Source organism: Geodermatophilus sp. SYSU D01119 (genome assembly GCF_054049975.1).
In genome coordinates this window covers 1-13,293 of sequence record NZ_JBJGYL010000051.1, presented here as the reverse complement: position 1 = coordinate 13,293, position 13,293 = coordinate 1, and the positions used below count along the sequence as shown (strand labels likewise).

The window sequence follows — 13,293 nt, the reverse complement described above, 5'->3', positions numbered from 1 at the left end:
GCTGGGCCCCGGGAGCGCGGGCCCGCGTCCCAAGAGCTCACCCCGCCACCACCCGCCGGCGGGCGGGGCCCCCGGCCGGGGGCCCCGCCCGTCGCCGTTCCCGGGCCGGGCGCTGGCGCCCTGTCGGTTGGACTGGCAAACTCACCCGGGTGACCGTCCCCTACGACCTGGCCAGCCTCCCGGGCCGCCCCTGCTCGATCGCCGCCGCGCTGGAACTGGTCGGCGAGCGGTGGTCACTGCTCGTCGTCCGGGAGGTGTCGATGGGCAACCACCGCTTCAGCGACATCGCCCGCGGGACCGGCGCCCCGCGCGACCGGCTGACCGCGCGCCTGAACGCCCTGGTGGCGGCGGGCGTCCTGGAGCGGCGGCAGTACAGCGACTCCCCACCGCGCTCGGGCTACCACCTGACGGCGTCGGGCCGGGACCTGCTGCCGGTGCTGCAGGCGCTGCTGCAGTGGGGCAACCGGTGGGCGGCGGAGGAGCCGCCGGTGCACCTGCACCACGCCCCGGCCGGCCACGAGGACCACGTCGTCGACGGCGAGTGGGTCTGCCGGACCTGCGGCGAGCCCGTCAGCCGCTCGCGCGTGGAGCGGGTGCTGACCCCCGCGGGCCGGGCGCTGTCCGGCCTGCCCGCCGAGGAGGAGAGCCATGAGCACTGACGCCGTCCCCCACGCCGTGCCCGACGTACGGCCGGACGCGCTGCCCGACGCGCCCGGCTCCTGGGGGGACGCGCGCTCCCGCACGGTCACCTGGTGGGACCCGATGATCACCGCGGCCGGCGGGCGGGGACGCACCGGTCTGGAGGCGCTGCAGGCGGTGCGCGACGGCCTGCTGCCGCCCCCGCCGATCGCCCAACTGGTGCAGATGGACCTGACCGCCGTCGAGGAGGGCCGGGTCGAGTTCTCCTGCACCGTCGACGAGTCGGTCTACAACCCGATCGGGGCCGTGCACGGCGGGCTGGTGTGCACGCTGCTGGACTCCGTCGCCGGGTGCGCGGTGCACACCACCCTGCCGGCCGGGGTGGGCTACACCTCGATCGAGCTGAAGGTGACCTACCTGCGGGCGGTCACCCGCACCAGCGGCCCACTGACCGCCGTCGGCACCGTCGTCAAGCCCGGCCGCCGCGTGTCCTTCGCCGAGGGCCAGGTGTTCGACGCCGCGGGCAGGGCGGTGGCGACGGCCTCGAGCTCCCTGCTGGTGTTCCCGCTGCCGGACTGAGCTCAGCTGGTGGAGACGACCGACTCGTGGTCGAAGCCGGCCCACAGCTCCAGCACGAGGTCGTCGGGCGCGGACGCCCCGGAGCCGACCCGGAAGCAGACCGACCGGCCCGGCAGCAGGGTGGTGTACGGCGTCCCGTCGAGGCCCTGCTCGGAGTCGGAGACCTGCGCCTCCTCGGTGCTCCCGCTCTGCAGCGTGGGGAACAGCCCGACCGGCTCGTAGTCGGCGCCGGTCCCGTTGGTGACCGTGACGTCGAAGGCGACGTAGGAGGCGGGCGCCGGCCCGTCGACGTAGGCGGTCTCCGACGGGGTGTAGGGCTGCGGGTGCCCACGGTGACCTCGAGGCCGTCGTCGTGGGCCACCGTGTCGCCGAACGCGGCGGTGCCGGCCGAGCTCCCCCCGGAGCCGTCGTCCTCGCTCCCGGCGTCCTCCTCGCCGCCGGCGTCCTCCCCGCTGCCGGCATCCCCGCCCGGGCGGAGACCCCGCGCCCCCTCGGGGTGAGGCGGCGGTCAACGGCGGCGGATCCGCACGTCGTCGGTGCACGTGGCCGTGGAGCGCAGCCGGCGCGCGCCGACGCCAGCCTCCTCGAGCCACTGCAGGGCCGACAGCTCACCGGCCGTGCGGGCGTCGTCCTCCTCGCCGGGGCCGGCGTCGACGTGCACGACGACGCGGTGGCTGAACGCGGCGAGCGAGCCGTCGTAGGTGGTGCTGCCCCGCTCGGTGAACGACGAGGCGAACAGGTCGTGCTCGGCGGCGTGCGCGCGCAGCCAGGCGCGGCGGTCGTCGTCGAGACCGTCGAGGACGCCGCGGACGATCACGCGGTAGGTGCGGCTGGACACGGCGGGCGACGGTAGCCGGGTCGCCCGCCGCGGTCACCCGGATTCCCCGCGGATCCAGTCGACGACGAGCTCCGGGACGACGTAGGACTCCCCCGGCACGGCCTTCTCCGGGAAGTCGAAGACGGCGAGCATCGCCTGCACCGGGTAGTCCGGGGTGACCGCCACCTCGCGGACGGGGCGGCCGTCGACGGAGAACACCGCGCCGTCGGGCCGCCAGTCGACGGCGTAGACGTGCCAGTCGGCGACGTCGATGCCGGGGCGCGGCGCGGCGAAGTCCTCGACCAGGCGCGGGTCGCGGAACGGGTGGGTGCCCGTGCCGACGGCGGCGCCCGCGGCCGGGTCGACGGCGTCGCCGAACACCTCCATGACGCACAGCTCGCCGCACCGCTCGGGGACGTCCTCGAGTCCGACCAGCCACCAGGCAACCATCGACCGGGGCGTCACCGTGGCGCGTGCGCGCATCTCCAGCAGGCCGTACCGCGGCGTCCAGCCCCAGCGCGCCGGCTGCTCCTCGCGCACGACCGCGCCCGGCCGCACCGGCTGCTGCCCGACCGTGCTGCCGACCGGCCCGGAGAAGACGCCGGACTGGATGCCCGACACCCGCAGCGGCGGGTGGTCGCCGGGGCACCACAGCGGGACGTCGTCGGGCAGTGACAGCCGCAGGCAGGAGTCGCGGACCTCGTAGCGGGCCGCCGTCGCCGCGCGGGAGCTCCACTGCGGCAGGTAGTGCGGCACCCAGACGTCGAGGTCGAGGCCGGGGCCGTCGAAGTCGTCGGAGAAGGTCACCGGCTCTGCAGCGCGTCGAGCGCCACCGCCATCGAGGCGGCCACCCGGAAGTCCAGCCGCGGGTCGGGGACGGACACGTCGTAGCGGTCGCGGAGGGACTTGCGCCGCTCGACGACGAGCACCGGCTGCCCGGTCGCGGTGTCGGTGAAGTCGAAGTGGAAGACGAAGGGGACCCAGACCTCGCCGAGGTACGGGATCAGGCCCCAGATGCGCCGCACGACCGCCAGGAGCGGGCGCCGCTCGCGGCCGACGGCGGTCAGGCCGGGCACGGACAGGTCCCAGGTGGAGCGGAGCAGGCTGGCCCCGAAGCGCTTGCCGAACGTGCCGAGCACCCGGCCCTGCTCGTCGAAGACGTCGTGGTGGGCGTGCACGTCGAGGCGCTGCCGCGCCCGGAAGGAGAACACCGGCCGGGTCCGCTGCTCGTCGGCGGTGAAGACCACCTCCTCCTTGAGCTTGAGGCGCTTCTGCTGGGCCATGGCCAGCAGCGGCCCCTCGCTGCCGTCGGGCTGCACGGCGCGCACCTCGTAGCGGTTCACCATCACGGTGATGCGCTGGCGGACGGTGAAACGCGGCACCGTCATCGGGGCGGGCTGCCAGGTGTACGGCGCGGTCACGGGGGCTCCTCCGGGATGCGGGACTGGGCCCATCCTGGCCCCGCCGTCCAGAGACGCGCGGTGCGCGACCGGGTTGATCCGCACAATCTCGTTCTCACCCGGCAGGCGCGCGACGCATGTGCCAGGGTCGGGACGGGTGGAGCCGTTCCGTCCCGGGGATCGCGGAGGTCGTTGTGCAGCAGGAGAGCCGTCGTGTCGGCGTCGCCGTGGTCGGACTCGGGGGTGCGGTCGCGACGACCGCGGTCGCGGGCCTGGAACTGCTCCGCACCGGGGCGGCCGGGACCGACGGGCTGCCGCTGGCCGGCCTGCAGGTGGCCGGGGGCCCGGTCGAGGAGACGACCGGCCTGGTCGGTTACGACTCCCTGGTCGTCCGCGGCTGGGACCTCGACGGCTCCGACCTGCGCAAGGCGGCCGAGCAGCACGCCGTCCTCGACTCCCGCCAGCTGGAGGAGGCCGGGCCCGCGCTGTCGGCGCTGACCCCGTGGCCCGCCGCCGGCGACGCCGACTTCTGCCGGAACGTCACCGGCGGCAACGTGGTGCTGGCCGAGACCCGCCGCGCCCAGGTCGACGCCGTCCGCGCCGACCTGCGCCGCTTCCGCGAGGAGGAGTCGCTCGACGGCCTGGTGCTGGTGAACCTGGCCTCCACCGAGCGCTGGCCCGACCCGGCCGCGGCCGCCCTGCAGTCGCTGGAGGCCTTCGAGGCCGGCCTCGACGCCGACGACCGCGCGATCACCCCGGCGATGGTCTACGCCTACGCCGCGATCGCCGAGGGCGTCGGCTACGTGAACTTCACGCCGTCGCTGGCCGCCGACGTCCCGGCGCTCGTGGCCTTCGCCGAGCAGCGCGGCGTCCCGGTCGCCGGCAAGGACGGCAAGACCGGGCAGACGATGATGAAGACGGTGCTCGCGCCGGCCTTCCGCGCCCGCGCGCTGACCGTCGAGGGCTGGTACTCGACCAACATCCTCGGCAACCGCGACGGCCTGGCCCTCGACGACCCCGACTCGCTCAACAGCAAGCTGCAGACCAAGGGCAGCGTCCTGGACTCGATCCTCGGCTACCCGGTCGAGGACCACGTCGTACGGATCGACTACTACCGGCCGCGCGGGGACCAGAAGGAGGCCTGGGACGCCATCGACCTGGTCGGCTTCCTGGGCCAGCGCATGCAGGTCAAGGTCGACTTCCAGTGCCGCGACTCGATCCTGGCCGCGCCGCTGGCCGTGGAGCTCGCCCGGCTCACCGACCTCGCGCAGCAGCGCGGCGAGGGCGGCGTGCAGCGCCAGCTCGGCTGGTTCTTCAAGGCCCCGATGACCGCCGACGGCAGCGTCCCGGAGCACGCGTTCCACAACCAGGAGACCGTGCTGCTCGACTGGCTGGCCGCCGGCGCCTCCTCCCGGTGACCGCGCTCGACAGCCCGGGGACGCTCACCGCGCTCGCCGGCCTGCGGCCGCTGCTCGGCGAGATCGGCGACGCCAAGCGGGTACGGGTCGCGGGCTCGCCCGGCTCGCTGGCCGAACAGGCGTTCAGCCGCGCCTGGGCGCGGCTGACCGGCGGCGAGGACGTCGAGGCGGTGGCGTTCTCCGAGACCGCGGCCGCCGTCGCCCGCGCCCGGCTGGCCGGCATCGACGCCGCCGTCCTCACCGCCGCGGGGATGGACGACGACGAGGTCACGACGGTGCTGTGCCGCGCGTTCGACGAGGTCAGCGAGCCGCTCGACGGCGTCCTGCGCGAGCGGCTGCGCGCCACGCTCGGCCCGCTGCCCTCCCCCGGCGGCGCGCCCGCGCTGGCCGCCGCGCTCAACGCGCAGCCCCGCGCCGGGGCCACCGCGCCCGGCGTCGCGCGGATCATGGTGGAGCCGCCGGAGAGCCACGGCGACCACTGCCTGACCGTCGCCGTCTACGGCGCGCTCGTGGCGCCGGTCGTCGGCGCCGACCCGGTGCAGCCGTTCCTGCTGGGCCTCGCCCACCACCTGCACAACGTCGTGCTGCCCGACGCCGGGTTCGCCGGCGAGGTGCTGCTCGGCGACGCGCTGGAGCGGGTGATGACCACGCTGGAGGAGCGCGAGCTCGCGGAACTGCCCGACGGCCTGGCCGCCCGGGTGCGCGAGGTGCTGGCCCTGCGCCCGGGCGCCGACGTGCCGGAGGCGCGGGCCTTCCACGCCGCCGATGTCCTCGACCGCGTGCTGCAGGTGCACCACCACGCGCGGGCGGCGGCGTTCACCGCGTCGCAGGCGCTCGACGACCTCGAGCTCGTCCACGCCGGGCCGGTGCAGGCCTACCACCTCGACGTCCTGGCGGCGGCCGGATTGTGAGCGGACAGGCTCGTGGGCATCGCAGCGAGGAACGAGCGAGGAGCGGAGCGGGCCGCGGGAGCGAACCGGTGACGCTGTGACCGGCCTGCTCCTCGACGCGCCCGTCGTCGACGGGATCCCCTTCGCCCGGGCCGGCCGGGACGACCTGCGCGAGGAGGTCGCCGGGCTGCTCGCCGCGGGGGAGACCGACCGGGCGCGGGTGCTGCTGCTCGCCGACGCCGACGACTGGTGGACCGAGCCCCCGCCCCCGCCCGAGCAGCTGGCGCGGGTGCCGGCCGCGCGGACGCTGCGCGAGGCGATGGAGCTGCTCGGGATGGGCCGGGTGGCCGACTACTTCGCCCACCGCTGGTCCGACCCCACGCACCTGGCCGGGCTCGGGCTGCTGCAGGCGCACTGGCCCGGCGACCGGCCGGTGGTCGACGTCGCGTGCGGCACCGGCGCGCACCTGCGCGAGCTGTCCCGCCGCGGGGTGCGCGACCTGCTCGGCGTCGACGTCGTGTGGGCGAAGCTCTGGCTGGCGCGGCGCTTCGTGTGCCCCGGCGCCCGCTACGTGTGCGCCGACCTGACCGCGGCGCCCGACCTCCGGGTGCGCGCGCCGGCCTACGTCATGTGCCACGACGCCTTCTACTTCCTGCGGGACAAGCCGGCCGCCGCCGCGGCCATGCGCGCGCTGGCCGGCGACGGCGGCACCGTCGTCGTCGGGCACGCGCACGTCGCCGACCCGCACGGGGAGCCGCTCACGCCGGAGGGCTACGCCGGCGTGCTCGGCACCGGGCTGCTCTACGACGACGACGAGCTGACCCGCTCCCTGCTCGAGGGGCGCCCGCCGCGGCCGGCCGACCCCGCCGACCTGCGCGCCAGCGAGGCGGTCGCGCTCGTGGCCGGCGACCCGCGTGGCCCCGCCCCGGCCGATCTCGGCGAGCCGCTGCCCCCGCTCGCGCCCAACCCGCTCTACCGCGACGGCGTGCTCACCTGGCCGAACGAGCGCTACGCCGCCGAGTACGGCCCGCGCTCGTCGTACCTGCCGGAGCGCTGGCCCGACCCGCTGCCCGCCGACGCCGCGCGGCGCAGGCTGCTCGTCGACCTCCCGGAGGCCTGGTGAGTCCGCGAGATCTGCACACTCGGGGCATTCCGGGCCGGGAAACGCCCGAGTGTGCAGATCTCGCGCCGACCGTCGGCTGGGGCATCGCCGGCTGCGGCTGGGTGGCCCGCGACCACGCGCTGCCCGCGCTCCTGGCCGTCGACGGCGCCCGCGTCGTGGCGCTGCACGACCTCGACCCGGCGGCGACGGCCCGGATGCCGGTCGAGGGTGCCGTGGCGACCGCAGACCTCGCGGAGTTCCTCGCCACCCCGGGCCTCGACGCCGTCTACGTGGCCGTCCCGAACGCCGGGCACCGCCAGGTCGTGGAGGCGGTCGCCGCGGCCGGGAAGGCGGTGCTGTGCGAGAAGCCGCTGGCCGCCGACGCCGAGGACGCGCAGGCCCTGGTCGACGCGTGCGCGCGGGCCGGCGTGCTGCTCGGCACCGCCTACGACCAGCGCTGGCACCCCGCGCACGTGCGGCTGCGCGAGCTGGTACCCGAGCTCGGCACGGTGACCGCCGTCCGGATCGTCTACTGCTGCTGGCTGCCCGGGGACTGGACGCCCGACGGCCGCCCGCACGACAACTGGCGCGTCGACCCGGCACGCGCCGGCGGCGGCGCGGCGATCGACCTCGCGCCGCACGGCCTCGACCTCACCGGCACGCTGCTCGGCGAGGACGTCACGTCGCTGTCGGCGCTGCTGCAGACCCGGGTGCACGGCTACGGCGTCGACGACGGCGCGCTGCTCACCGGCACCACGGACTCCGGCGTGCTGGTGAGCCTGCACGTCGCGTTCAACACCCCCGACGAGCTGCCCCGCCGTCGCCTGGAGGTGGTCGGCACCCGCGGCATGGCGGTCGCCGTCGACACGATGGGGCAGACGGCGGGAGGCTCGCTCACGCTGTACTCCCCCGACCCCGTGGACGTGCCGTTCGCCGACACCCCGCCGTTCCAGGCGCAGTTCGCCGCCTTCACCGACGCGGTCGCGGGCCGCGCCCCGGCGACGACGGCCTGGCCGTACGACCCCGCCCGCGACCTCGCCCTGCACCGCCTGCTCCTCACCGCTCTGGAGAGAGGGACCCCGTGAGCTCGCCCGACGTCCCCGGCGCCATCGACCGGGCCACCGACCCCGCCGCCGACGACGGCGCGCGGCACGGCACCAGCCAGGTGGACACCAACCCCTACCGCGGCCTGCTGCCCGACCTGCCGGCCTACGCCTGCACCAACTGCGGTCACTGGCAGCGCTGGCCCGCGCCCGGCCCGGTCGTCTGCCCCGTCTGCGCCGACGTGCGCAACGCGCTGCCCGAGCACGGCTTCGAGTTCGTCACGGACAAGCAGGCCGACGAGCTGGTCACCGGGTTCTGGCGGCCCGCGCCCGTGGAGGGCGTCACCGAGTTCGGCACCGAGCCGCGCTTCGGGCTGGACAGCCGCGGCTGGGTGATCGAGACCGACATCGGGCTGGTCGGCTTCGAGTGCGCCCCCTGGTACACCGCCGACATGCTCGCCGAGCTGCGCCGCATGGCCGCCGAGAAGGGCGGCTTCCCGGTGCTCGCGTCGTCGCACGTGCACGGCTACGGCGCGCTGTGGCAGCTGCAGCAGGAGCTCGAGCCGCGGGTGGTGTGCGTCAACGTGCACGACCTGGTGTGGACCAAGGCCTTCCGGGTCACCTGGCCGGCCGACGACGTCCTGCAGCTCGCGCCCGACCTCACGCTGCACCGCACCGGCGGCCACTTCCCCGGCCACTCGGTGCTGCACGACTCCCGCCGCGGGATCCTCTTCTGCGGCGACTCGCTCAAGGTGGACCTCGACGACGCCGGCGAGCCGGTGGCGCTGAGCGCGCACAAGGCCTTCCACGCGCAGATCCCGCTCTCGCACGGGGAGCTGCGGGAGATGCTCGCCGTCGTCGCGGAGCTCGACTTCGAGGTGGTCGCGACGCCGTTCGAGATGGTCCCGGGGATCTCCACCGACACCGTCGTCCACCTCGTGCAGCGGCTGCTGTCCGGGCCGCCGGACGCCGCGCCCGTCCCGCTGGCCGAGCTGTGACGGCGGTGGGCGTCACGCCGTCGCAGCGCTACCGCGACAGCTTCCCGGTCCCGGTCGAGGACTTCGCGATCGAGGGCATCGACGTCCTCGACGTGCCGCTGCACTCGGCGGTGCTGCCGTCCTCGGAGCTGCACCCGGGCGGCAGCGGGCTCGGCTACGGCGCCACCCGCGAGGAGGCCCGCACCGGCGCGATGGGCGAGATGGCCGAGATGGCCCTGTCGCTGCGCGCGCACCAGGGGGTCGCCCGCGAGGAGGGCTCGTACGCGGAGATGACCCGCCGGCACGGCCGCGACCGGGTCGCCGACCCGCGCGAGCTGTGCCTGGAGGCCGGCAGCGCCTACGACGACGACCGGCCGCTGCAGTGGCTGCCGATGACCCGGCTGCGCGACGGCGAGCGGGTGCTGGTGCCGGCCGAGCTGGTGGCGTCGGCGCCCGACGACCTGCCCGGCGCCCCGCCGCCCGGCGGCTGGCTGACCACGGTGATCACCAACGGGCAGGGCGCGGCGTTCGACGCCGACCGGGCGGTCACCCACGCGCTGCTCGAGGTGCTGCAGCGCGACGGCAACGCGACGGCGTTCCGCGCGATGGACCGCGGCGTCGTCGTCGACCTCGACGGGATCGCCGACCCCGACGCGCGGGCGCTGCTCGACCGGCTCGACGCCGCGGGCATCGACGTGATGGTCAAGCTCGCCTCAACGGAGTTCGGCGTCGTCGACGTCTACGCCGTCGGCTGCTCGCGGGACGGCTCGGAGCCGGTGCCGGTGATGGCCACGGCGTGCGGCGAGGCGGCGCACCCCGACCGCGACACCGCGGTCCGCAAGGCGCTGCACGAGTTCGCCTCGGCCCGCGCGCGGAAGGCGTTCATGCACGGCCCGTTCGACGTCGTCCTGCCGGCGACGCCGCCCGGCTACCTGGAGCACTGGCGCACCGGGCACCCGCCGGAGCGGCTGGTCGAGGAGGACCGCGCCCTGCAGGCGATGCTCGACTGGACCCGGATGGGCACCGCCGCGCTGGTCGACCTGCTGCAGGACACCGTGCTGTCGCGGCGGTCGACGGTGGCGCTGGCCGACCTGCCCAGCTGGCGCGGCGAGGACCTGCACGGGTTCGTCACCGGCGCGGTGCAGGACGCCGGGCACGACGTGCTGGTGGAGCTGCAGCCCTCGGGAGGCGACGCGGTCGCGGCGAAGGTGCTGGTGACCGGCCTGGAGGTCGAGACGATGAGCTACGGCCGCATCGGGGAGCGCGGCGTGCGCCGGCTGGCCGAGCGGGGCGACCCGCTGGTGGCCGTGGGCAGACATCCCGGCGGCGAGGACCCGGGCGGCTGGGCGCGGGTGCACCTGACCGCCGCGGCCGAGGAGCGCCTGGGCGGGCCGGCGTGGTTCGACCGCGCCGGCGCCGACCGGCGGGTGGGCGCCCTGTACGCGCTGTACCGGGAGCCGGGCCGGCACGTGGTCGCGGAGGTGCTCGCGTCGTGAGCGAGCTCGCGAGCCCACGCGACGGGCAGGGCAGCCTGCGGTACGCCTACAACACCAACGGGCTGACCTCGCACCGGCTGTCGGACGCGCTGTCGTTCCTCGCCGACTGCGGCTACGCCGGGGTGGCGCTCACCCTCGACGTCGTCCACCTCGACCCGTTCGCCAACGACGCCCATCGGCAGGCGGAGCGGGTGCGAGCGCGCTGCGACGAGCTCGGGCTGGGCGTGGTCGTGGAGACCGGTGCCCGGTTCCTGCTCGACCCGCGGGCCAAGCACGAGCCGACGTTCGTCTCCGCCTCTGCCGAGGGGCGGGCGCGGCGGCTGGCCTACCTGCGGCTGGCCTGCGACCTGGCCGGGGTGCTGGGTGCGGAGGCGGTGAGCTTCTGGGCCGGCGTGCCCAAGCCGGGCGTGGACCGCGACGAGGCGTGGGGCTGGTTCGCCGACGGCGTGCGCGCGCTCGTCGACAGCCACGGCGGCCGCTCCTACGCCCTCGCCGTCGAGCCGGAGCCCGGGATGCTCGTGGAGGACTGCGACGGCTGGGCGCGGCTGGCCGCCGAGGCGCCGGGCATCACGCTGGCGCTGGACACCGGGCACTGCGTCGTCGCCGGGGCGTACGCGCCGGAGGAGGCGGTGGCCCGCTTCGCGCCGTCCCTCGGCACGGTCGCCGTCGAGGGCATGCGCCGCGGCGTGCACGACCACCTGCCGCTCGACGAGGGCGACGTCGACCTGCCGGCGGTGCTGCGCGCGCTGCGCGAGGCGTCGTTCGACCGGCTGGTGACGCTGGAGCTGTCCCGGGACGGGCACCGCGCGCACGAGATGGTGCCGCGCTCGATCGAGATCCTGAGGAGGGCCGAAGCACGGGGGATGCAGGCGTGAGGATCTGCTTCGTCAGCCGCCGCTACTGGCCCGCGGTGAGCGGGATGAGCGTCTACGCGGAGAACCTGCTGCGGGAGCTGGTGGCGCTCGGCCACGAGGTGGTGCTGGTCAGCCAGTACCGCGACGACGAGGCCGGCACCCGCGTCTACGGCGGCGGCCCGCCCCCGGCCGACCGGGTGCCCGCCGGCGTCGAGGTGCACGCGCTCCCCAGCCGCGGCGAGACCGTCGTCCCCGCCGACTGGGAGGGCGACATCGAGGAGATCGTCCGCACCGTCCTCGACCTGCACGCCCAGCGCCCGTTCGACGTGCTGCACGCCCAGTACGGCTACCCGCCGGGGCTGGCGGTGCTGGCCGCCGCGCGGGAGACCGGGCTGCCGGCCGTGGTGAGCATCCAGGGCGGTGACGGGCACTGGGTCGGCACCTGCTGCGAGACGCACGCGCACGCGATGCGCGCCGTCGTCGACGCCTCCTCGGCGGTGCTCATCGGCAGCGCCAGCTTCCGCGACGAGGTGGTGGGCAACCTCGGCCCGGACCCGGCGCGCTTTACGATCGTCCCGGGCGCCACCGACACCCGCCGGTTCACGCCCGCGGAGCGCCCGCTCGGGTCGCTGCAGGACCCGCCGGTGCTGCTGTTCCACGGGCGGGTCGACCGCCGCAAGGGCGTGCTCGACCTGCTCGAGGCGCTGCCCGACGGCGTCCGGCTGGTCGTCTCCGGCATCGGCCCCGACCTCGACGAGGCGCGGGCGCGCGCCGACGGGCGGACGACGTTCCTCGGCTACGTGCCGCCCGACGAGGCGCCCGCGGTGTACCGCTCGGCGGACGTGTTCGTCAGCCCCACCTACAGCGAGGGGTTCTCCAACACGCTGCTCGAGGCGATGGCCAGCGGGCTGCCGACGGTGAGCACGGACTCGGTCGGCGTCGTCGACTGCCTGCGCGACGGCGAGAACGGGCTGCTCCACGAGCCGGGCGACGTCGCCGGGCTGCGGGCGGCGCTCGACCGGCTGCTGGGGGACGCCGCGCTGCGCGAGCGGCTGGCGACGGCGGCGCTGGAGGAGGTGCGCCGGCTCTACTCGTGGCCGGTGCTCGCCCGCTCGATCGACGACGTCTACCGCGCGGTGGCCGGGACGACGCCGTCGCACGCCTGGACGATGCCGCCGACGGTCGACCTCTCCTGCCGGTTCCGTGCGGCGGCGCACCTGCTGTGAGGGTGACGGCGGTCAGCCCGCACCTCGACGACGCCGCCTTCTCGGTGGGCGGCACGCTCGCCGCGCTGGCCGACGCCGGGCACGAGGTCACCGTGGTCACCTGCTTCACCCGCAGCGTGCCCGACCCGGAGGGTTTCGCGCTGGCCTGCCAGCTGGACAAGGGGCTGCCGGCCGACGTCGACTACATGGCGCTGCGCCGCGACGAGGACGCCGCCGCGATGGCCGTGCTCGGGGCGACGCCGCTGCACCTGGACCTGCGCGAGGCGCCGCACCGCGGGTACGGGAGCGCGCCGGAGCTGTTCGCCGGCGTGCACCCCGACGACGACGCGTGGGAGGACGTGCGCGCCGCGCTGGCCGGGCTGCCCGGCGACCTGTGGCTGGCCCCGCAGGCGCTGGGCGGGCACGTCGACCACCTGCAGGTGTTGCGCGCGGTGGCCGGGACGGGGCGGCCGGTGCTGTGGTGGCGGGACTCGCCGTACGTGCTGCGCGACCCCGGCGCGGCGCCCGGGCCGGACCTGCCCGGCGGGCTCGCGCCTCTGCGGCTGCCGCAGGACCTCGACCGCCGCGCCGACGCCTGCGCCTGCTACGCCACGCAGCTCGGCTTCCAGTTCGGCGGCCCGGAGGCGATGCGCTCGGCGCTGGCCGGGCTGCCGGAGGTGCTGCTGGCCGACGCCGCGGCGCGGGAGCTCGTGGCGGGGCTCGCGCTCCCGGCGCGGTAGCCGCCCTCGCCCGGGACCGACCTGTTCCTCCCCGGCCGGGGGGGGGGGGGGGGGGGGGGGGGGGGGGGGGGGGGGGGGGGGGGGGGGGGGGGGGGGGGGGGGGGGGGGGGTGGGGGGGGGGGGGGGGGGGGGG

General features: G+C 76.3%; 15 protein-coding genes. 11 read left to right on the top strand and 4 right to left on the bottom strand.

Features of this window, described 5'->3' with window-relative positions:
• Positions 1-149 precede the first annotated feature (149 nt).
• Together ACI79X_RS23050 and ACI79X_RS23045 are read left to right on the top strand one after the other, a co-directional pair.
• The gene (locus ACI79X_RS23050) at positions 150-659 is read left to right on the top strand and encodes a winged helix-turn-helix transcriptional regulator (RefSeq protein ID WP_457027752.1); all 510 of its coding nucleotides are present in this window, start codon (positions 150-152) and stop codon (positions 657-659) included.
• Positions 649-1,218 (top strand): PaaI family thioesterase, encoded by a 570-nt coding sequence (locus tag ACI79X_RS23045; RefSeq protein WP_457027751.1) that lies wholly within the window; start codon positions 649-651, stop codon positions 1,216-1,218. Before ACI79X_RS23050 ends, ACI79X_RS23045 begins: the two co-directional genes overlap by 11 nt.
• A 2-nt stretch (positions 1,219-1,220) precedes the next feature.
• On the opposite strand, the gene ACI79X_RS23040 is transcribed toward ACI79X_RS23045, so the two are convergent.
• Genes ACI79X_RS23040 through ACI79X_RS23025 form a run of 4 tightly spaced genes read right to left on the bottom strand, consistent with a single transcriptional unit; the run spans position 1,221 to position 3,456 of the window.
• Positions 1,221-1,730: a hypothetical protein gene (locus ACI79X_RS23040; protein WP_457027750.1), complete on the bottom strand. Its 510-nt coding sequence runs from the start codon at positions 1,728-1,730 to the stop codon at positions 1,221-1,223.
• Entirely contained in the window at positions 1,727-2,056 is a 330-nt protein-coding gene (locus tag ACI79X_RS23035; RefSeq protein WP_457027749.1) for a DUF6204 family protein, read from the bottom strand. The genes ACI79X_RS23040 and ACI79X_RS23035 overlap by 4 nt, the downstream gene beginning before the upstream one ends.
• A 33-nt stretch (positions 2,057-2,089) precedes the next feature.
• Positions 2,090-2,842 (bottom strand): glycoside hydrolase family 16 protein, encoded by a 753-nt coding sequence (locus ACI79X_RS23030; protein WP_457027748.1) that lies wholly within the window; start codon positions 2,840-2,842, stop codon positions 2,090-2,092.
• On the bottom strand, positions 2,839-3,456 hold the full coding sequence (locus tag ACI79X_RS23025) for a hypothetical protein (protein ID WP_457027747.1): 618 nt from the start codon (positions 3,454-3,456) through the stop codon (positions 2,839-2,841). Before ACI79X_RS23025 ends, ACI79X_RS23030 begins: the two co-directional genes overlap by 4 nt.
• Before the next feature lie 173 nt (positions 3,457-3,629).
• On the opposite strand from ACI79X_RS23025, the gene ACI79X_RS23020 reads away from it, so the two are divergent.
• From ACI79X_RS23020 to ACI79X_RS22980, 9 genes are all read left to right on the top strand, one after another.
• Positions 3,630-4,853: an inositol-3-phosphate synthase gene (locus ACI79X_RS23020; RefSeq protein ID WP_457027746.1), complete on the top strand. Its 1,224-nt coding sequence runs from the start codon at positions 3,630-3,632 to the stop codon at positions 4,851-4,853.
• Positions 4,850-5,764, top strand: coding sequence for a hypothetical protein (locus ACI79X_RS23015; protein ID WP_457027745.1), 915 nt, complete (start codon positions 4,850-4,852; stop codon positions 5,762-5,764). The genes ACI79X_RS23020 and ACI79X_RS23015 overlap by 4 nt, the downstream gene beginning before the upstream one ends.
• A gap of 76 nt (positions 5,765-5,840) precedes the next feature.
• A complete protein-coding gene (locus ACI79X_RS23010; RefSeq protein ID WP_457027744.1) occupies positions 5,841-6,866 on the top strand; it encodes a class I SAM-dependent methyltransferase in 1,026 nt (341 codons plus the stop codon).
• An 11-nt stretch (positions 6,867-6,877) separates the two neighbouring features.
• Positions 6,878-7,930 carry a Gfo/Idh/MocA family protein gene (locus ACI79X_RS23005; protein ID WP_457027753.1) on the top strand — a complete coding sequence of 351 codons (1,053 nt, stop codon included), beginning with the start codon at positions 6,878-6,880 and terminating at the stop codon, positions 7,928-7,930.
• Positions 7,927-8,886, top strand: coding sequence for an MBL fold metallo-hydrolase (locus ACI79X_RS23000; RefSeq protein ID WP_457027743.1), 960 nt, complete (start codon positions 7,927-7,929; stop codon positions 8,884-8,886). The genes ACI79X_RS23005 and ACI79X_RS23000 overlap by 4 nt, the downstream gene beginning before the upstream one ends.
• A gap of 5 nt (positions 8,887-8,891) precedes the next feature.
• On the top strand, positions 8,892-10,361 hold the full coding sequence (locus tag ACI79X_RS22995; protein ID WP_457027742.1) for a YcaO-like family protein: 1,470 nt from the start codon (positions 8,892-8,894) through the stop codon (positions 10,359-10,361).
• On the top strand, positions 10,358-11,236 hold the full coding sequence (locus tag ACI79X_RS22990; protein ID WP_457027741.1) for a sugar phosphate isomerase/epimerase family protein: 879 nt from the start codon (positions 10,358-10,360) through the stop codon (positions 11,234-11,236). Before ACI79X_RS22995 ends, ACI79X_RS22990 begins: the two co-directional genes overlap by 4 nt.
• Positions 11,233-12,441, top strand: a complete 1,209-nt coding sequence (locus tag ACI79X_RS22985) for a glycosyltransferase family 4 protein (protein ID WP_457027740.1) — start codon at positions 11,233-11,235, stop codon at positions 12,439-12,441. The genes ACI79X_RS22990 and ACI79X_RS22985 overlap by 4 nt, the downstream gene beginning before the upstream one ends.
• A 2-nt stretch (positions 12,442-12,443) precedes the next feature.
• Entirely contained in the window at positions 12,444-13,160 is a 717-nt protein-coding gene (locus tag ACI79X_RS22980) for a PIG-L deacetylase family protein (RefSeq protein WP_457027739.1), read from the top strand.
• Positions 13,161-13,293: the final 133 nt, after the last annotated feature.

Coding starts and splice junctions, on each gene's coding strand:
- ACI79X_RS23045 (WP_457027751.1), top strand. CDS start 649: ATGAGCACTGACGCCGTCCCCCACGCCGTGCCCGACGTACGGCCGGAC.